Raw genomic sequence first — 17,946 nt, 5'->3', positions numbered from 1 at the left:
GGCGCAAAGTTGACTATTACTATCAGATTATATTAAGCGCTGCGCAACGCGCCCATTTCCGTGCCCGGCAGCCGACCGCGTCCGGCCGGTCCTGGCGGGACAGTGACCGGGCAATGCCCGAAAGACGAACGGCCGATCATGACCCATCTTTCTGCCCGCAGGTCTGCCCTGCCCCGGCTTTCCATCGCAATCGCTCTGGCCCTCGCCGTCGTGGCGACGCCGCAAGTGGCGGATCGGGCCATGGCGCAGGACGCCCTCGACAAGTCGCCCGCGGCGGCCGAGCCGACCCAGCCGGCGCCGACCGCAACGCCTGAAGCAGCACCCGGGGCCGCGTCCGAAGCCCCGACCGGGGCCCCCGCTGCAGAGACCGAGGCAACCCAAACCGCACCGGCAGCACCGGCGATACCAGCGACGCCGGCAGCCCCTGCCGAAGCGCAGCCGGCCGCTCCCGCCGCGGCCGATCCGGACAACGCTATGACGGATGAGGCCACGGCGCCCGCTCCGTCCACAGCCGCGCCGTCAGTCCCGGCCGCCGGCACAGCGCCGGTCGAGCCCGCCGAAGCAGCCGCAGACGCCCCGTCGGCTGAGCCGGCCCTCGCACCCGCTTCGCCGATCGCTCCCGGCGAACGCAACGCGGCGCTGCCCCACGATCTTTCGCCCATGGGCATGTTCATGGCCGCCGACTGGGTGGTGAAGGCCGTGATGATCGGCCTCGCCTTCGCCTCGCTGGTCACCTGGACCATCGGCCTGTCCAAGGCGATGGAACTGGCGCTGGCCAAGCGCCGCGCACGGGTCGGCGTGCGCCGTCTCGCCCGCGCCGAGACGCTGAAGGAGGCCCTGACCGCGAACCGCCGCCGCTGGCGCGGCCCCGTGGCAGCCCTCGCCCAGAGCGCGGAGGCCGAGCTAGCACGGTCCGCTGACCTCTCCGATGAGGGCATCAAGGAGCGCGTCTCGGTCGCGCTGTCGCGCATCGAGGCCGGCGCCGGCCGCTCGATCTCCCGCGGCACCGGCATTCTCGCGACGATCGGCTCGACCGCCCCCTTCGTCGGCCTGTTCGGCACCGTCTGGGGCATCATGAATTCCTTCATCGGCATCAGTCAGGCCAACACCACAAATCTCGCCGTCGTCGCGCCGGGCATCGCCGAGGCCCTCCTGGCCACCGCCATCGGCCTCGTCGCCGCCATTCCTGCGGTCATCGTCTACAACGTCTTCGCCCGCTCCATCGCCGGCTATCGCGCCGTCCTGTCCGACGGCTCGGCGCTGGTCCTGCAGCACCTGTCGCGCGACCTCGACCGTCGTCACACGACCCGGGAGGCGGCGCCGTTGATGGCCGCCGCGGAGTAGGCCGATGGGGATCAACCTCAACCAGGGTGGCGGCGACGATCTGGGCGGCGCCGGCGAAGTCTCCGAGATCAACGTCACACCCTTCATCGACGTCGTGCTGGTGCTGCTGATCATCTTCATGGTCGCCGCGCCGCTCTCCACGGTCGATGCGCCGGTCGACCTGCCGCTGTCCAACGCCGAGCCGCAGGACCGGCCCGACGAGCCGATCTATCTGACGGTCCAGGCCGACAATACGCTGCTGATCGGCGACGACGAGGTCGATCCCGCGGCACTGGCCCAAGGGCTGGACGCCGCCACCGGCGGCAATCGCGACGAGCGCATTCTCCTGCGCGCCGACGGCGCCATTGCCTATGGCGACCTGATGGAGGTGATGAACCAGCTGCGGACCGCCGGCTATCTGAAGATCGGTCTCGTCGGCCTCGAGGATGCAGGCGCCGGCGCCGCCGGGGCGGCAGCCGCGGGACGGACCTGAGCCCATGGCCCGCCACGGCGATCGCATCCCCTTCGGCGACGGCACCCGGCCACTGCGCGCCGGCCTCGTGCGCTGGCCGCTGGCGGCGCTGCTCGTGGTCGCGGCCCATGGCGTCGTCGCCTATGCGGTGCTCGCACGGGTTCCCGACGAGCCGCCGGCCGGCAACGAGCAGGCGCCGATCCTGATCGAACTCGCTGCGCCCGCGGCAACCCCCGACATCGCCTCCACCGAAGCCGTCGCCGAGCCGGAAGCCACCGAGCCGCCGCCCGAGGTCGAGACGCCCGAGCCGGAGCCGGAGCCCGAAATCGAGCCTGAGCCTGAGCCGGAAGAGCAGGTCGAGCCCGAGCCGACCCCCGACCCTGTCCCTCCCGAAGTCGAGGAACCGGAGGTCTCGGAGCCCGAGCCGACGCCTGAGCCCGCGCCCGAACCGGAGCCCGTCGTCGAGGCGGCGCCGGATGTCGTGCCGGTGCCCACCTTCCGCCCGACACCGCCGCCCAAGGTCCGGCAGGCCGTGCGCGAGAAGAAGCAGGAGATCAAGCCGCGCAAGCCCCGCCAGAAGGTCGAGCGCAAGAAGCAGCGACGGCAGGTGAAGAAGGCCGCGCCGCCGCCCTCGACCGCCACCAAGGGGCGCAAGCAGCGGCAGGTCTCGCAAGGAGCGACGGTCTCGCGCTCGGCCCTGACAAGCTGGCGCAACGCGGTGCAAGCCCGGCTCAACCGCTACAAGCGCAGCCCGCGCGGCGGCGGGTCCGGCACCGTGACGGTTTCCTTCCGCATGGATGGCAACGGTCGCGTCACCTCGGTGCGGGTCGCCCGTTCGGCGGGTCGTATCCTCGACGATGCGGCGGTCTCGCTGCTGCGACGGGCCAGCCCGTTCCCCGCGCCGCCCGGCGGCAAGGGGGTTTCGCTGACGGTGCCGATCCGCTTCCGGTAAGCTCGCATTGCCGCGCGGACCGGCGTGCCCGCCCCAATCGAAGAAACACGCGACCGGACGGGCGCCGCGGCAGCCGCCGTGTCGTCCGTCACGGCGCTCCAGAGATGAAGACGAGGCCCCGATGCTTGCGCGGTTCTTTTCCTATTATGCCCCGTGGCGCGGCCTGTTCGTTCTCGATTTCGGCTGCGCGGTGCTGGCCGGCCTTCTGGAGCTCGCCTTCCCGATCGCGGTGAAGGTGTTCATCGACACGCTGCTGCCCAGCGGCGAATGGAACCTGATCATTGCCGCGGCGATCGGGCTCCTGGCGATCTATCTGCTCAATACGGGCCTGATGGCCGTCGTCACCTATTGGGGCCACATGCTCGGCATCAATATCGAGACGGAGATGCGCCGCCGCGCCTTCGACCATCTGCAAAAGCTCTCCTTCGGCTATTTCGACAACCAGAAGACCGGACATCTGGTCGGCCGGCTGACCAAGGATCTGGAGGAGATCGGCGAGATCGCCCATCACGGGCCCGAGGACCTGTTCATCGCGGTGATGACCTTCCTCGGCGCCTTCGTCCTGATGCTGTTCGTCCATGTCGAGCTGGCGCTGATCACCGCCATCGTCGTGCCGGTCGGCACGATCCTGACCGTGCGCTACGGTGCCCGCATGACCGACACCTGGCGCGCGATCTACAGCAGCGTCGGCGCCTTCAACGCCCGCATCGAGGAGAATGTCGGCGGCATTCGAGTCGTCCAGGCTTTCGCCAACGAGGATCACGAGCGCGCGCTCTTTGCCCGCGACAACGCACAATATCGCGGCCGCAAGCTGGACGCCTATCGCATCATGTCGGTCAGCCAGTCGCTGAACTACCTGTCGATGCGGCTGACCCAGGTGATCGTCATGGTCGCCGGCACCTATTACGTCATCGAGGGCGACCTGACGAATGGCGGCTTCGTCGGCTTCCTGCTTCTGGTCGGCGTGTTCTTCCGCCCGGTCGAGAAGATCGCCGCCGTGCTGGAGAGCTATCCGAAGGGCATTGCCGGCTTCCGCCGCTATTGCGACTTCCTCGACACCGAGCCCGACATCGTCGACCGGCCCGGCGCCCGCGCCGTCGACAGGCTCGCCGGCGACATCCGCTTCTCGAACGTCCACTTCACCTATTCGACGGGCCACCCGGTGCTGAACGGCATCGACCTGTCGGTGAAGGCCGGCGAGACGATCGCCTTCGTCGGCCCCTCCGGCGCCGGCAAGACGACGATCTGCGCGCTGGTGCCGCGCTTCTACGATCTGGTCGAGGGCGCCATCACCATCGACGGCATCGACATCCGGGACATGCAGCTTGCGGCGCTGCGCAGCCATATCGGCGTCGTGCAGCAGGACGTCTTCCTGTTCGGCGGCACCATCCGCGACAACGTCGCCTATGGGCGGCTCGATGCCGGCGACGCCCAGATCTGGGAGGCGCTGGAACGCGCCCATCTCGCCGACACCGTGAAGCGCCTGCCGGACGGCCTTGAGACCATCGTCGGCGAGCGCGGCCTGAAGCTGTCGGGTGGCCAGAAGCAGCGGCTGTCCATCGCCCGCATGTTCCTCAAGGATCCGGCGATCCTGATCCTCGACGAGGCGACCTCGGCGCTCGACACGGCGACGGAGCGCGCCATCCAGACAGCGCTCGCCGAGCTCGCCAGGGGCCGCACCACGCTGGTCGTCGCCCACCGCCTGTCGACCATCCGCCACGCCGACCGCATCGTCGTCGTCGAGGCCGGCCGGATCGTCGAGGAGGGGGCGCATGACGCCTTGCTGCAGCAGGACGGAGCGTATCGCCGGCTGGTGCTGGCGCAGGAACAGGACGTCCTGCGGCCGGCGATCCTCGCAGCGGAATGACAGGTCCGGGCGGGCTGCGGCCCGCCCCTCTCAGGCCGTTCGGAAGATGCCTCTACGGCTAGCGATGCACGCCGCCGGCCGCCGGCTCGGCCTCGCCGCGCCAGTAGGCAACGACCAGATGGTCGCGCGCCTTCAGGCCCCAATGGCGGCGGCAATGGTGGCGCAGCCGCTTGAACGCCTTGAACTCGCAGCCGATCCACACCGACGTACCGGCCTCCGACGGCCAGTCGAGCGCCACGACGGCCTCTTCCAGGAGCGTTGTCGTCCCGGCAGCCCGGCCTTCGCGGTTCAGCCAGACCACTTCGAAGCCCGCCGGATGGGCGAGCGGCTGGATCTCGCCGGCATCCTCGACCTCGATGATCGCCGTGCCGACGGCATCGGCCGGCATTTCCTCCAGCATCCGGGCGATCGCCGGCAGGGCGGTCTCGTCGCCGGCCAGCAACATGCGCTCGGCCGGGACCGCGCCGCCGCCGCCCGGACCGATCATTCCCACCGGATCGCCGGGCCGGACGGTGCGGGCCCAGTCGGACCCAGGGCTTTCGCCGTCATGCAGCACGATATCGATGTCGACGAAGCCGGCACCGGGGTCGATGTGACGGATCGTGTAGGTCCGCAGCACCAGCTTGTCCTCGCCTTCCGGCCAGGCCGGAATGCCCGACGGCACAGCACTCGGCCACACCGGCTTGCGCCCCTTCGGCGGGATCAGGATCTGGATGTGCAGCCCGCCGCTTTGGAACCGCGCCAGATCATGGCCGGTCAGGCGCACCCGGCGCAGCTTCGGCGTCACCTGCCACGCATCGACGACCCGCATTTCGCGGAACTGCGGCAGCTCGGACGTGCCCTCGCCGTCGCCCGACCATGCGATCTCGACATCGGGGCCGAAGAATTCGCGCATGTTCCAGGCGATGAGATATTTCATGTTGGCAAGCGCGCCGCGGTCGCTGGCATCGGCGCAGGCGGCCAGCGCCTCGCCCCGGCCCTCGATCCGCGCCCGCGCGCCATAGAGGTCCAGCGCCAGACCGTCGCCCGGCTGGCGGGACGGCGGCATGTGATCGGCGAGAATGCCGGCGAGATGATCGAGGAAGCCGGCGGGGGTCTGGGTGGCGATCTCCACCGCGGCGCAGAACTTGGTTTCCGCGTCGCGCGCGGGGTCGTCGTCACCGTCGGGCACGCGAGACGTCACCATGTGAGGCCTCGAAACCGGACCGCCGCACAGGACCGGACGCGGATGCTGCACGGCCGTTTCGACCAGCCGATGCCGCTCCGATGAATGTCGGTCATGTCCGTTCCCCGTGTTTGCCCCCGTCAGGGCGGGTATAATAACATGACTTTCATAGTCAAGTTCGAGAGACCAACGAGGGAACGGACCGCCGGCCTTCTGCGTCTTCCCCCCAAAAGCGGACGTCGAACAGAAGGATAGCCAGATGACGAGTTCCATTCCCGCCCAGCACCAGGACGCCACGCCGGGCCGCGAGACCGAGATGACGCCGGCGCCGGACTACATGCCCCGCTACCCGAGCTCCGGGCGGCTGGACGGCAAGGTGGCCCTGATCACCGGCGGCGACAGCGGCATCGGGCGCGCCTCGGCGGTGCTGTTCGCCCGCGAGAAGGCCAATGTCGCAATCCTCTATCTTGAGGAGGACGAGGACGCCGAGGAGACGAAGAACGCCATCGAGGCGGAGGGCGCCGAGTGCCTGCTGATCCGCGGCGACGTGCGCGAAAAGGCGTTCTGCACCGACGCCGTGAAGCGGACCGTCGAGGCGTTCGGCGGGCTGGACGTGCTGGTCAACAACGCCGCCCACCAGATGGAGGAGAACGACCTGCAGAACCTCTCGCAGGCCGAGCTCGCCAAGCATTTCGAGACCAATGTCTACGGCTATGTCTACATGATGCAGGCGGCACTGGATCACCTGCCGGACGGCGCGGCCATCGTGAACGTGACCTCGGTGAACAGCTACAAGGGGAACGATTCCCTGATCGCCTATTCCTCCACCAAGGGTGCGATCACCGCCCTCACCCGTTCGATGGCCAGCAACCTCCTCGACCGCAAGATCCGCGTGAACGGTGTTGCGCCGGGGCCGGTCTGGACGCCGTTCATTCCCATGTCGATGCCGGCCGACAAGGTCGAGGGGTTCGGCGAGCAGGCCCCGATGAAGCGGGCCGGGCAGCCCAACGAGATCGCCCCGTCCGTGCTGTTCCTCGCCTGCCAGGACTCCTCCTACATGACCGGCCAGGTCCTTCACCCGAATGGTGGCTACATCGTCGGGGCCTGACGGCGTGACGCTCCCGGACGGGACACGAGGCACGGTTCCGATGGCCGCTGCGCCAGAGAAACGGTTGCCGCGTTGTCCCGTCTGCCGCGCCCGCGACATGCGGGTCACCGAACGCGCCGCCCGCCATGATGCGGCCTGGCGCGAATGCGGCCATTGCGGTCTTCTCGCAGACGTGGACGCCCTCGCATCGGGGCGGTTGCCGGCCCTGATCGATGCCCGCCTGGGCGGCGAGCGCTTCATCCTTGCGCCGAACGATCCGTTCTTCGTCGAAAGCTACAGCGCACGGACACTGGCGCTGTCACGTGGGTTCGTCGCCAGTCCCGTAGGCGACGAACAGCGGGCAGCCCTGCGCAATCCCTATACGGACTGCCCGGCCATCGCCGACCTCCGTCCGCTCGCCGCGTCTCCGGCGGTCCCGGTCTCGCTCGTCGTCATCTGCCGTCCCGGCGACTTGAGCAATCTGCGCGATCAGCTCGGCCCGGTCGCCAGCGTCCTCGACGATCTCTGCCTCGTCGTCGACGAACCGGCCGCGGCCGACCTCATGCCGCCGGCCGACTGGCCCGACACGATCAGCATTCTGCAACGACCCCTCGCCGGCGATTTCGCGGCCCAGCGCAATGCCGGACAGGAGATGGCCCGGCACGACTGGGTGCTGCAGCTTGACGCCGACGAAACCGTGGAGGGGGAAGCGCTCGCGACCCTCGGCCATGTCGCGGCCCTTGCCGACGCGGGCGGTAGCCTCTCCGTCGGGCTGGCGCGCCGCAACCGGGTGGACGGAGTCTTCGCCGACCTCTTCCCCGACATCCAGTACCGCCTGAACCGTCGCTCCGTGTGCTACGCGGGCAAGGTGCATGAACGGCCGGCACTCGCCGGCGGCTGGCGCGACAGCTTCATCGCCCCGAACCTCGTCATCGAGCACCATCTGTCCCGGGCCCATGTCGAACGACGCTCCGAGCGCTACGAGGCGTTGCAGCCCGGCAAGGGCCGCCTGTTCGAGCGCGACGCGCTGCTGACGCCCTATGCCGACTGACGCCGGAACGCCCTCGCCGCTTCGTAGAGCGCCAGCGTCTCCTTGCCGAGCGTTTTGCGGGTAAAGCGCCCCGCCGCCGCCACCGCCCGGCGATGGAGTTGCAGGCGCAGGTCGGCATCGCCCAGGGCCGGGCGCAGGACATCGGCAAGGGCCGCGCCGGAGGCGTCGGCGGCCAGGAGACCGGCCCCACTGTCGCCGACGACCTGACGGGCGGATGGGTCCGCGGACAGCCCGATCACCGGTCGCCCGAAGGCCAGCGCCTCCTGGTAGACGAGGCCGAAGGATTCGTAGCGCGATGGCGCGACGACCAGGTCGGCCTCCCGGTAGGCCGCATCGAGCGCAGCGTCGTCGAGCCGGCCGTGCAGCATGAGGCAGGACCGGGCGCGATCGTCGAGAGGCGGCAGCTCTTCCGCGCCGATCCCGACGAGATCGAGCCGGAAGTGCGGCAACGCTCCGGTGGAGACGTCGTCGGCAAGGATCGACAGCGCCCCCATCAGGCAATCGAAGCCCTTGCGCGCCTCCACGCGGCCGACAAAGAGCAGGCGCAGCTCCTCTCCCGCCGGCGGATAGGGCGCCCCGGCCGCGCGCGCCAGACGCTCCGGCGGCAGCGACAGGCCGATGACCGCCTGCGGCGAGGCCGCGTCGAGCTCGTAGAGGGCCCGCACCTTCTCGCCATGGCTTTGCGTGTTGAAGATATGGCCGGCCGAGCGCCGGGCGGTCGCCGCCTCCAGCCGGCAGGCATAGCGCCCGTCGAACCGATCGCGCAGGCCGCCGGAGATGGCCCCGGTCGAGATCGCCGGGGTGGAATGGCGGGTGACGAAGGGCAGGTCCGGGATGCGGCTGGCGAACGCCCCCGGCGCGTACCAGTTCGTCGCCTCCAGGCAGTCGAAGGGCCTCTGTCGATGATCCGCCGCGATGCGGGCCGCGAACCAGCGCGGCGCCACCAGATGGCCGATCGCTGCCCGTCGCCGCAGCCAGGGGCCGGCCCCGCCTTCGGGCGGCAGGCAGCCGATCACCCGCACGCCCCCGATCACTTCGCTGCCCTGCCGGTCCAACGTGTAGACATGGGCCTCCGCGCCGGCCGCCGCGAGGCTTTCGGCGATCTCGCGGGCGGCGACGGCAAGGCCGCTGGCGCTCGGCGGATAGTCCCAGGCGATCAGCGCGGTGCGAAGCCGGCTCATCGGGCCAGAAGCTCGCGATAGAGCCGCAGATAATCCTCCGCCATCCGCCTGGCGGTGAACCGCGCCTCGAAGCGCGCACGGATCGCATCACGGTCGAGAGTGCCGATTTTCCGCAGCGCCGCCGCCGCCTCGGCCTCGTCACGCACCACGAAGCCGGTGACGCCATCCTCGACGATCTCGGGCACCGAGCCCCGGTCGAAGGCGATCACCGGCGTGCCGCAGGCCATTGCCTCGATCATCACGAGGCCGAAGGGTTCGGGCCAGTCGATGGGAAACAGCAACGCCGTCGCCGCCCCGAGCAGTGCCTGCTTGCCCGCATCGTCCACCGGACCGACGAACCGGGCGTCCCCGCCGAGCAGCGGCGCGACCCTCTCGTCGAAATAGGTGGGATTGCCGACGTCGACGGCCCCGGCCAGCCGGATCGGCATGCCCGCAGCCTGTGCGATGCGGATGGCGGCATCCGGCTGCTTCTGGTCGGTCATCCGGCCGACGAAGGCGGCATAGCCCCCGTCGCCCGGCCCTGCGCGATAGCGGCTCTCGTCGAGGCCATGATGCACCACGCCGGCGCGGTTGGCGGCCGGAATCCGGTCGAGCTGGCTTTGCGAGATGCCGGCCACAGGCAGGTCGGGGAAGGCCGCGAAGAACAGCTCCCGGTCGAGTTCGTCGACACGCCAGTGAATGGTGGTCAGCGAATGCCGCCGCCGCTCGCCCAAGAGCGCCGCATGGAAGAACTCGCCATGGCAGTGGACGATGTCGAAATCGCTTAGCCGTCTGCGCAATTCCTCCATCTGGACCGCCTCGAGAACCTGCGGGATCGAGGGCGGCACCGCCCCGTGGCGCTCTTCCAGCCCCTTGAGGCTCGGCAGCGTGCCGATGCGCGGAATGTCGCACCTGCTGTCGGAGGGGGCGAAGAGGGTGACGGAGACCCCCAGTGAATCCAACGCCTTGGACAGATCGTGAACGATCCGTTCCGTCCCGCCGGACAGATCCGGGGGCGTAGGAAAAATGTTAGGGGCGACCTGAGCGACTCGAAGCGGTTTCATCGCCGGCCATATGGGCGGTCAGACCAATTCGTCAGTATCCAAACGGAAGAGGTAGGCGCCTTGTTCGTCGTACACGTCGCTCTTCAGGGCTGCCTCCGGGCAACCGATGTCAGCTATGGCCTGACCCCGGACACGGGCGGCCACATCAAATATCTGCTCGAGCTTGTGGCGGCCCAGGCCAGGACGCCCGGCATCGACCGTATCGTCATCGCCACGCGCGGCTTCGACAGCGAGTATGGCGACGAGTACCGGCCGGGCTGGGAGCGGATCGACGACAAGGTCGAGATCCTCCGGCTGCCGACCGATCGTCCCGAATATCTGGCGAAGGAAGAACTCTTCACCGAGACCGCGAGCTTCGCCGAGCATCTGCTGGAATGGCTCGGCGATCAGCCCGAGGCGCCGACCTGCCTGCACGCCCATTACGCCGATGCCGGGACCGTCGCCGAGCTGGTGCGCGCGAAGACCGGCATTCCGTTCCTGTTCACCGGCCATTCGCTCGGTCGCGTCAAGCGCGCGGCGATGAGGACCGGCGAGATCCCGGCGGAAACCGCCGCCGTCCTCGACCGGCGCATTGCCATCGAGGAACGGACCTTCGCGGCCGCCGACCTCGTCATCGCCTCGTCGCGCGACGAGGCCGAGGTCCAGTACGCCGCCTATGACAGCTACGAGCCGGGCAAGATCCGGATCATCGAGCCCGGCAGCGATCTCGACGCCTATCGCGGCGCGACCACCACCGAAGCCGTCGACGCGATGATCGCGCCCTTCCTGCGCGAACCGGACAAGCCGGTCGTCCTGGCGATCGCCCGCCCGGTCGCCAAGAAGAACCTGCCAATGCTCGTCGAAGCCTTCGGCCGCGATCCCTGGCTGCGCGAGAACGCCAATCTGGTGATCGTCGCCGGCACCCGCGGCGATCTCTGCGAGCTCGGCGAGGAAGCCGCCGGCCAGATGCGGGCGATCCTCGAGGCCATCGATCGCCACGACCTCTATGGCCGCGTCGCGGTGCCCAAGACACATCGACCGGCAGACATCCCGGCCCTCTACGCCCATGCCCGCGCCCGCGGCGGCATTTTCGTCAATCCGGCGCTGAACGAGCCCTTCGGCCTGACGCTGCTCGAAGCGGCGGCAAGCGGGCTGCCGCTCGTGGCCACCGACAGCGGCGGGCCGAACGACATCATCGAGCGCTGCAACAACGGCCGCCTCGTCAACCCGCACGAACCTGACGCCATCGCCGGCGCCTGCCGCGCCATTCTCGAGGAACCGGCGCTTCACGCGACCTACGCCGCCAACGGCGCCAGGGCCGTAGATGCCTATGACTGGACGCGGCATGCCGAGCGCTGCCGGCAACTGGTCGAACGGCTGGTCGCCGGTGCGAAGCCGGCGCAGATCATCCACCAGCCGCAGCTGCTCGTCTGCGACATCGACAACACGCTGACCGGCTCGGACGCCTGCATCCAGGCCTTCACCCGCTGGCATGCCCGCGAGACCGCGCTCGACTTCGCGGTCGCGACCGGACGCTCGCTGCACAGCGCGCTCTCGATCCTCGAACAGCAGGCCGCGCCGAACCCCAAAATCATCATCTCCTCGGTCGGCACCGAGATCTATTTCCTCGAGCCGAACGGCGTCACCTACCGCCGCGACCGCGACTGGAGCCGGCGCATCGCCACCGGCTGGCAGCGCCGGCGGATCGCCGCGGCGCTGGCCGACTATCCGGGCATCGCTCCGCAGGCGCCGCTGGAGCAGCGCGCCTTCAAACTGAGCTATCTGGCCGAGGGCGACCGCAGCATCGTCGCCGGCATCCGGGCGCATCTCCAGCGCCGCGGACTGGCCGCCGCCGTCATCCACAGCCATGGCCGCTATCTCGACATCCTGCCGGTCACCGCGTCGAAGGGCGCGGCGATCACCTATCTGCGCCAGCGCCTGTCCCTGCCCGACGAGGCGGTCTTTGCGGCCGGCGACAGCGGCAACGATATCGAGATGCTGCGCTCGGTGCCGCAGTCGATCATCGTGGCGAACTATTCCGACAGTCTCGCCAGCCGGTCGGACCTTTCCCATTCCTATGTCGCGCGGCAGAGCCATGCCCGCGGCATCATCGAGGGCGTGACCCATTTCCGGAGCCGCGCCGGACGGGCGCCGATCCAGTGACGACCAGCCTTCTCACCCTGACGCGCAACCGGCGGCGGCATCTGTTGAACCTGATGGAGAGCCTGCGCCGGCAAAGCCGCAAGCCGGATGAACTCGTCATCGCCTGCATGCAACCGGCGATCGAGCCGGACCTGCCGGAGATCGGCATCCCTGTGCGCCAGTTCACGGTGCCGGGCGACGACCTGCCCCTGGCCGCCGCGCGCAATCGCGCCGCCGAGGCGGCGACGGGCGAGACGCTGATCTTCCTCGATGTGGACTGCGTCGCCGCACCCGGCCTCGTCGACCGCTTCACCGATGCCTGCGCTGAGACCGACGGCTTCTTTCTCGGCGAGGTCCTGTATCTGCCGGGCGGCGCCATCGACGGCGCGCTGGATTTCGACGCGCTCGACGCCGTCGGCATCGTGCACCCGTCCAAGCCCGACATGCCTCGCACCGGCCTGCGGCGCGAGGCGAATACGGGCGAGTTCTGGGGTCTGTCCTTCGCGGTGCGCAAGGCCACCTGGGCGCGGCTTGGCGGCATGGACGAACGCTTCGTCGGCTATGGCGGCGAGGAGACCGACCTTGCCGCGCGTCTCGATCCGGCCGGCGTGCCGCTCTACTGGACGGCCGGGGCCCGTGCCTATCATCAGCACCACACGGTCCATGTGCCGCCGCTGCCGCATTTCGACGCCATTCTGGCCAATGCCCGCCGCTTCCACGCCAAGCATCGGCGCTGGTGCATGGATTATTGGCTCGGCCAGTTCGCCGAGCGGGGCCTGATCGAATGGGACCCGGCCGGCGACGAGATCGTCGCGCGGCGCCGGCCGACACCCGAAGAGTTGGCAGCCGCCCGCCAGCCGGACAGCGTCCGCTTCAGCTAGGGCACGAAGCGGACGCCGGACGGGGCTTCCTGCGTCCTAGCCGGTGGCCGCCAGCGGCTGCTGGCCCTCGCCCCACAATTCGTCTGTCAGGCTTTCCAGCCAGTTTGCCGCTCTCTGTGCGGCATCCTTGCGGTAGAGCGGTGCGATCCGCGCCGGGTCGAGCTGTCGCGCCTCCTCCATCAGGCCCTGCCAGCCGGCGAGATCGCCTGGCCAGCGCTGTGCGTGAACGGCGGCGCCCACCGCGGCCATCGCCTCGGCCTTGCGGGTCTGCTCGTTGAAGTAGCGCCATTCCGGGGCGATCACGAGCGGCCGGCCGACCCGCGCGATTTCGGTGACCGTATTGTCCCCCGCCGACGCCACGACGATATCGGCCGCCGCCAGATAGTCGGTGACGTTCGACACCCAGCCGAGTTCGCGCAGATTGGAAAAGTCGGTCTCGTGGCCCTCCTTGAGCGTCGGCCCGAGCACCAGCCAGTCGGCCTCCGGCAGGGCGCGCGCGCCGACGGTGAGCGGCGCATAGGGCGTGCCGGCGCCGCCGCCGCCGGTCAGGACGACGATGGTTTCGCGCTCCGGATCGAGGCCCAGCTTGCGCCGCGCCGCCTCGCGCGTCGGCACCGGATCGCGGGTCGTGCAGAGACCGCCCGAATAGAAGGTCTTGGCGCGCAGATGCGCCGGATAATCGTCCTGTTCGAGGCTCTCGTCGAAAGGCGCCAGCATGCCGACGCTGGATTCGTAGCTGGCGATGTGGCCGGTATCCGAGCGGTCGCCATGCATGCGGATCTGCACCGCCGGGACCGAGGCGATCCGCGACAGGAGCGCGATCTCCGACGAGACGTCCACGACGAACAGCCCGACGTCACGTGCATCGAGATGATCGATAATGGCGCGCATCGTGCCGCGCATTTCCTTCAGACCCAAGGGCACGCAGTGCAGCGCCGGCGGTGTCGGCTCGGCATAGAGCCGCTCCGTCGGCACGCCGGCGCCGATCATGTTCGGCAGCGTGATCAGCTCGATGTGCCGCGAGAAGCCCTCGAACAGATGCGGTCCCGCGGTCAGCACGGAGACCGGCCGCGTACGCGAAAACGCCTCGACCAGCGCCATCGTCCGGTTGGCATGCCCGCGCCCCTGGTGATGCACGAAAAACGCGATCGGCCTGGTCATGCCCGGCCCTCCCGCTGGATGAGGGACCGCGGGTCGGTGCGGCTCGCGAAATGGATGTCGAACGCTGCCATGTCGTGCTTTCGATCAATGGGAAACAGGACATGGCAGGTAGCGCGGCGGCCCGGCACGGCTGCCGATTCATGGTCGCGGCAAACGAAAATTCCGCATCGCGGGAGCAGCCAGAACACGAATATGCCGCCGCAACGGCAGGACACTTCGCGAAAGCGACGATGCGTCGCGGTCAGGAAAGCGGATGCAGCCGCGCCCGGCCCTCGTCCTGCATCCGCTCGAAAAACGCCCGTTCGCGGTTCCAGCGATGTCCGTCCCAGCCGTCGAAGCCGAAGCCGTAGACGTCGATCGGGCCGCCGAACGTCTCGAGCGCCCAGAGGAGCGCGATGAGACCGGTGGACGGTGCGCTCATGTCGCGTTGCGGCCGCGTATAGCCGATGACGCCGCATGCCCGCAGGAAAATGTCGACGCCGACCGGTGTCACGGCCCGGCCATCCGCACGCAGCATCGCTTCCGCCTCCGGCGCCCAGTTGCGCGCATCGGGGACTTTGCGTTCGGCCTCGGTGAGGGGCGGCGCGATCAGATCGTCCTTCGCCGGATGGATCGGCAGCAGGATTTCGCCGGCCTGCGCCAACGCCGCACGTGCGAGAAAGTCCGGATCGTCCAGCCATTCCCGCATCTGCCCGCCGCAATTGATCAGGAAGAGATGGGTCGTGCGACTGCCATTGACCCCGCCGAGGCCGAAGCAATTGTTGATGCGGATGACGCTGTCGCTGGCGTCGATCGCGGCGGAGCGGTCCCGCTCGTGCGGGGCGTTGCCGACAAGGCTGATGCTGGGCTGGGTCATGGCAGGCCGGGTTTTTCGATTGCGGGCGAAGGCGCGTGGCAACAGCGATGCAGCGCGCGCTAGGTTCCACGCGGATGTGCGGCCCGCTGTCGCCGTCCTCAGCTCTTCTTGCGGGTCGGCGCGTGGAAATCCGGCGGCTTGCCGGCGATCCACCCGAGGAACCGCGCAATGTCGGGATGCTGCGACAGGGGGATCCCGTCCGCCGTCATCCGGTCGAGCTCCGCATTGGTGAAGCTGGCATGGATGGTGCGATGGCAGATCGGATGGACCGGAACGACCTGTCGTCCGCCGCGGCTCTTGGGCTGCGGATGATGCCATTCGATGCGGCGGCCCAGCGGCCGGCCGCACAGCCAGCACTCCTCCGCCTCGTCACGCCTGCCCTTCTGCCCCGCCATGCGCGCTATCTAGGTGCGGCGTGCCGTGGCGCCAATCGCCGGAGGCGACGCGTTCGGCAGGACATGATGTCACGGTTTTGCTGCAGCCAGTCCGGCGTGTTTCTGCTAGGTCGAACAAACGCCGAACCGCCACGCCCAGGTGCGCGCCGCGCGGAGCCTTAGCCCGCCGGCGCGACCGCGCAGGGCGGAATGTCGGACGGATGTGGTGACGACGGCAGGCGGATGGACGAGGCGCCCCCAGACAACGCGATCGTGCGGGAAACGCACATGCCGGCGGTGGACGACGCGCCGGACGCGCAGCCCGTCGCGACCGTCAGGCAGCGCAAGATCATCCATATCGACATGGACGCCTTCTATGCCTCGGTCGAGCAGCGGGACGATCCGTCCCTGCGCGGACGCCCCGTCGCGGTCGGCGGCTCGCGCGAACGCGGCGTCGTGGCGGCGGCAAGCTACGAGGCGCGGGTGTACGGCGTGCGCTCCGCCATGCCCTCGGTCACCGCGCGGCGGCGCTGCCCCGACCTGATCTTCGTCAAGCCACGCTTCGAGGTCTACAAGGCGATCTCGGCCGAGATCCGGGCGATCTTCGCCGAGCACACGCCGATCATCGAGCCACTGTCTCTGGATGAGGCTTATCTCGACGTCACCGAGAACCTCCACGACATCCCCTCCGCCACGCAGATCGCGGAGATGATCCGCGCGCGCATCCGGGAGGTGACCGGGCTGACCGCCTCGGCCGGCGTGTCCTACAACAAGTTCCTCGCCAAGCTGGCCTCCGACTACCGCAAGCCGGACGGGATCTTCGTTGTCACGCCGGCCATGGGTCCGGGCTTCGTCGAGGATCTTCCGGTCGGCCGATTCCATGGCGTCGGTCCGGCAACGGCCGCCAAGATGCAGCGCTTCGGCATTCACACCGGGCGCGACCTCCGCGACAAATCGCTGCCCTTCCTGCAGGAGCATTTCGGCAAGACCGGCCCCTATTACTATTCCATCTCGCGCGGCGTCGACGAACGCCCGGTGCGCGCCAATCGCATCCGCAAGTCGGTCGGCGCGGAAAACACCTTCGGCGCCGATCTCTTCGCCTTCGACGAGATGCGCGAGGCGCTGCAGCCAATCCTCGACAAAGTCTGGCGCTATTGCGAAACCAGCACCATTCGCGGCCGCACGGTCACGCTGAAGGTCAAGTTTGCCGATTTCCAGCAGATCACCCGCGCCCGCTCCGCGGTCCAGCCGGTTGCCTCGCGCGACGATCTCGAGCGCATCGCCCTGGCTCTCCTCGGCGCGGCCATGCCCTTCGACAAGGGGGTGCGGCTCCTCGGCGTCGCCCTCTCATCGCTCATACGCGAGGGTATGCCGGACGACACGCCGACGCAGTTCAGCCTGCCGCTTTGAACCAGAGCGCGCGAACGACAACGCCGGCCCCGTCGCCGCCAAGGGCGGTACGAGACCGGCGCGTGCCGCATCGGATATCAAGGAGTGCCGGGTGGGAATTGTCCCGCCCGGCACGTTTCAGGCTCAGATCTGTTCGGTCTGGGCGCCGGAATTCGGCTTGGCCTTGCCGAGCGTCGGCTTCTGGCCGAGCGGCTCCGGCTGCGCCTTGACCGAGAACTCGCCGCGGCCGTCCAGGGACGGACCGGAGGCCCAGCGACCCTGCGGGGCGTCTTCGTCGAGATGCGTGTTGAGGTAGTAGTAGGAGTGCTCGGTCGCCTCGTGGCTCTCCGGCGTGGAGTTCGGCACCGGCAGCGACGCCGTCAGGCCGCCCATCTCTTCCAGCACGGCCAGCCACTGCTGCTGGTGCATGGTGTCGCGGGCGATCAGGAAGGACAGCATGTCCTTCATGCCGGCATCCTCGGTCCAGTTGTAGAGCCGCGACGCCAGCACGCGGCCGCCGGCCTCTGCGGTGACATTCGCCATCATGTCGGCGGCGATGTTGCCGGTGGCATAAACATGGCTGAGGTCGAAGGGCACGCCGTTCGCGTTCACCGGCATGGCCGACAGGCCCGAGGACAGGAGATGGCGCGGATTGGCGCCGCCGAGAATGGCGTGGACCACCGGATCCTTGGCCGCTTCCTCCTGCGCGCTCACCGGGGCGCCCTCGAGGTTCAGCGCGACCGCATGGCCGAGGAACTCGATATGGGACAGCTCTTCCGTCGCGGTCGACATCAACAGATTGCGGATGCGGTCGTCACCGCGCGCGCCCATGGCCTGGAAGAAATACTGCATGGCGACGCGGATCTCGCCCTCGATGCCGCCGATCGCCTGCTGCAGGAGCTTGGCGAACTGCGGATCGGGCTTGTCGACGCGGACGGTGTACTGGAGCTTGGACGAATGGTGAAACATGATCTGTCCCTTCAGTTTCAGTGAATCTGGTTCAGTGGGGCCGGCGGATGCCGG

At 69.0% G+C, this 17,946-nt stretch carries 16 protein-coding genes; 9 read left to right on the top strand and 7 right to left on the bottom strand.

Translation table 11 applies throughout. The features are described from left to right. Positions 1-138: 138 nt before the first annotated feature. The 4 genes from exbB (at position 139) to J3367_RS01010 (ending at position 4,614) form a co-directional block, all read left to right on the top strand. Complete coding sequence (gene exbB / locus J3367_RS01025; protein ID WP_029702666.1) at positions 139-1,344, top strand: tonB-system energizer ExbB; 1,206 nt, start codon at positions 139-141, stop codon at positions 1,342-1,344. A 4-nt stretch (positions 1,345-1,348) separates the two neighbouring features. After that, a complete protein-coding gene (exbD, locus tag J3367_RS01020) occupies positions 1,349-1,816 on the top strand; it encodes a TonB system transport protein ExbD (protein ID WP_024349155.1) in 468 nt (155 codons plus the stop codon). A gap of 4 nt (positions 1,817-1,820) precedes the next feature. Then, positions 1,821-2,747 (top strand): cell envelope integrity protein TolA, encoded by a 927-nt coding sequence (locus tag J3367_RS01015; protein ID WP_155898369.1) that lies wholly within the window; start codon positions 1,821-1,823, stop codon positions 2,745-2,747. Positions 2,748-2,868: 121 nt separating this feature from the next. Further along, positions 2,869-4,614: an ABC transporter ATP-binding protein gene (locus J3367_RS01010; RefSeq protein ID WP_024349157.1), complete on the top strand. Its 1,746-nt coding sequence runs from the start codon at positions 2,869-2,871 to the stop codon at positions 4,612-4,614. A gap of 58 nt (positions 4,615-4,672) precedes the next feature. Here J3367_RS01010 and J3367_RS01005 read toward each other — a convergent pair whose 3' ends face one another. Then, positions 4,673-5,800 carry a siderophore-interacting protein gene (locus tag J3367_RS01005; protein WP_024349158.1) on the bottom strand — a complete coding sequence of 376 codons (1,128 nt, stop codon included), beginning with the start codon at positions 5,798-5,800 and terminating at the stop codon, positions 4,673-4,675. A gap of 238 nt (positions 5,801-6,038) precedes the next feature. On the opposite strand from J3367_RS01005, the gene J3367_RS01000 reads away from it, so the two are divergent. After that, positions 6,039-6,887: an SDR family oxidoreductase gene (locus tag J3367_RS01000; RefSeq protein WP_024349159.1), complete on the top strand. Its 849-nt coding sequence runs from the start codon at positions 6,039-6,041 to the stop codon at positions 6,885-6,887. Between the two features lie 64 nt (positions 6,888-6,951). Further along, positions 6,952-7,917 carry a hypothetical protein gene (locus J3367_RS00995; RefSeq protein ID WP_244495393.1) on the top strand — a complete coding sequence of 322 codons (966 nt, stop codon included), beginning with the start codon at positions 6,952-6,954 and terminating at the stop codon, positions 7,915-7,917. Here J3367_RS00995 and J3367_RS00990 read toward each other — a convergent pair. Together J3367_RS00990 and J3367_RS00985 are read right to left on the bottom strand one after the other, a co-directional pair. Then, positions 7,905-9,098: a glycosyltransferase family 4 protein gene (locus J3367_RS00990; protein ID WP_024349161.1), complete on the bottom strand. Its 1,194-nt coding sequence runs from the start codon at positions 9,096-9,098 to the stop codon at positions 7,905-7,907. The two genes, J3367_RS00995 and J3367_RS00990, sit on opposite strands and share 13 nt — an antisense overlap. After that, positions 9,095-10,141 carry a glycosyltransferase family 4 protein gene (locus J3367_RS00985; RefSeq protein ID WP_029702670.1) on the bottom strand — a complete coding sequence of 349 codons (1,047 nt, stop codon included), beginning with the start codon at positions 10,139-10,141 and terminating at the stop codon, positions 9,095-9,097. Before J3367_RS00985 ends, J3367_RS00990 begins: the two co-directional genes overlap by 4 nt. A 60-nt stretch (positions 10,142-10,201) precedes the next feature. Between J3367_RS00985 and J3367_RS00980 the strand changes: the two genes are divergently transcribed. Then, on the top strand, positions 10,202-12,283 hold the full coding sequence (locus tag J3367_RS00980; protein ID WP_024349163.1) for an HAD-IIB family hydrolase: 2,082 nt from the start codon (positions 10,202-10,204) through the stop codon (positions 12,281-12,283). After that, positions 12,280-13,143 (top strand): glycosyltransferase family 2 protein, encoded by an 864-nt coding sequence (locus tag J3367_RS00975; protein WP_024349164.1) that lies wholly within the window; start codon positions 12,280-12,282, stop codon positions 13,141-13,143. Before J3367_RS00980 ends, J3367_RS00975 begins: the two co-directional genes overlap by 4 nt. A gap of 36 nt (positions 13,144-13,179) precedes the next feature. Here J3367_RS00975 and J3367_RS00970 read toward each other — a convergent pair whose 3' ends face one another. The 3 genes from J3367_RS00970 to J3367_RS00960 form a co-directional block, all read right to left on the bottom strand. Beyond that, entirely contained in the window at positions 13,180-14,304 is a 1,125-nt protein-coding gene (locus tag J3367_RS00970) for a glycosyltransferase (protein ID WP_024349165.1), read from the bottom strand. Between the two features lie 241 nt (positions 14,305-14,545). Beyond that, a complete protein-coding gene (locus J3367_RS00965; RefSeq protein WP_024349166.1) occupies positions 14,546-15,160 on the bottom strand; it encodes a hypothetical protein in 615 nt (204 codons plus the stop codon). Between the two features lie 98 nt (positions 15,161-15,258). Further along, positions 15,259-15,555 carry an HNH endonuclease gene (locus tag J3367_RS00960; protein WP_024349167.1) on the bottom strand — a complete coding sequence of 99 codons (297 nt, stop codon included), beginning with the start codon at positions 15,553-15,555 and terminating at the stop codon, positions 15,259-15,261. Between the two features lie 267 nt (positions 15,556-15,822). Here J3367_RS00960 and dinB point away from each other — a divergent pair, with 267 nt between their 5' ends. Then, positions 15,823-16,944: a DNA polymerase IV gene (gene dinB / locus J3367_RS00955; protein WP_024349168.1), complete on the top strand. Its 1,122-nt coding sequence runs from the start codon at positions 15,823-15,825 to the stop codon at positions 16,942-16,944. A gap of 123 nt (positions 16,945-17,067) precedes the next feature. Here the strand turns inward: dinB and J3367_RS00950 are convergent, their stop codons facing one another. Further along, entirely contained in the window at positions 17,068-17,892 is an 825-nt protein-coding gene (locus J3367_RS00950; protein WP_024349169.1) for a manganese catalase family protein, read from the bottom strand. Between the last annotated feature and the right edge of the window lie 54 nt (positions 17,893-17,946).

The sequence above is a fragment of the Aurantimonas sp. NFXS3 genome (assembly GCF_049132005.1).
GTDB lineage: Bacteria > Pseudomonadota > Alphaproteobacteria > Rhizobiales > Rhizobiaceae > Aurantimonas > Aurantimonas coralicida.
This window is presented reverse-complemented; position numbering and strand designations above follow the sequence as displayed.

Bases quoted from the DNA above. Each gene is read 5' to 3' on its own strand.
- J3367_RS01000 (WP_024349159.1), top strand. From the start codon at position 6,039: ATGACGAGTTCCATTCCCGCCCAGCACCAGGACGCCACGCCGGGCCGC.
- dinB (WP_024349168.1), top strand. From the start codon at position 15,823: ATGCCGGCGGTGGACGACGCGCCGGACGCGCAGCCCGTCGCGACCGTC.
- J3367_RS00985 (WP_029702670.1), bottom strand. From the start codon at position 10,141: ATGAAACCGCTTCGAGTCGCTCAGGTCGCCCCTAACATTTTTCCTACG.
- J3367_RS01015 (WP_155898369.1), top strand. From the start codon at position 1,821: ATGGCCCGCCACGGCGATCGCATCCCCTTCGGCGACGGCACCCGGCCA.
- J3367_RS01005 (WP_024349158.1), bottom strand. From the start codon at position 5,800: ATGGTGACGTCTCGCGTGCCCGACGGTGACGACGACCCCGCGCGCGAC.
- J3367_RS00950 (WP_024349169.1), bottom strand. From the start codon at position 17,892: ATGTTTCACCATTCGTCCAAGCTCCAGTACACCGTCCGCGTCGACAAG.
- J3367_RS00990 (WP_024349161.1), bottom strand. From the start codon at position 9,098: ATGAGCCGGCTTCGCACCGCGCTGATCGCCTGGGACTATCCGCCGAGC.
- J3367_RS00970 (WP_024349165.1), bottom strand. From the start codon at position 14,304: ATGACCAGGCCGATCGCGTTTTTCGTGCATCACCAGGGGCGCGGGCAT.
- J3367_RS01010 (WP_024349157.1), top strand. From the start codon at position 2,869: ATGCTTGCGCGGTTCTTTTCCTATTATGCCCCGTGGCGCGGCCTGTTC.
- exbD (WP_024349155.1), top strand. From the start codon at position 1,349: ATGGGGATCAACCTCAACCAGGGTGGCGGCGACGATCTGGGCGGCGCC.
- J3367_RS00965 (WP_024349166.1), bottom strand. From the start codon at position 15,160: ATGACCCAGCCCAGCATCAGCCTTGTCGGCAACGCCCCGCACGAGCGG.
- J3367_RS00960 (WP_024349167.1), bottom strand. From the start codon at position 15,555: ATGGCGGGGCAGAAGGGCAGGCGTGACGAGGCGGAGGAGTGCTGGCTG.
- exbB (WP_029702666.1), top strand. From the start codon at position 139: ATGACCCATCTTTCTGCCCGCAGGTCTGCCCTGCCCCGGCTTTCCATC.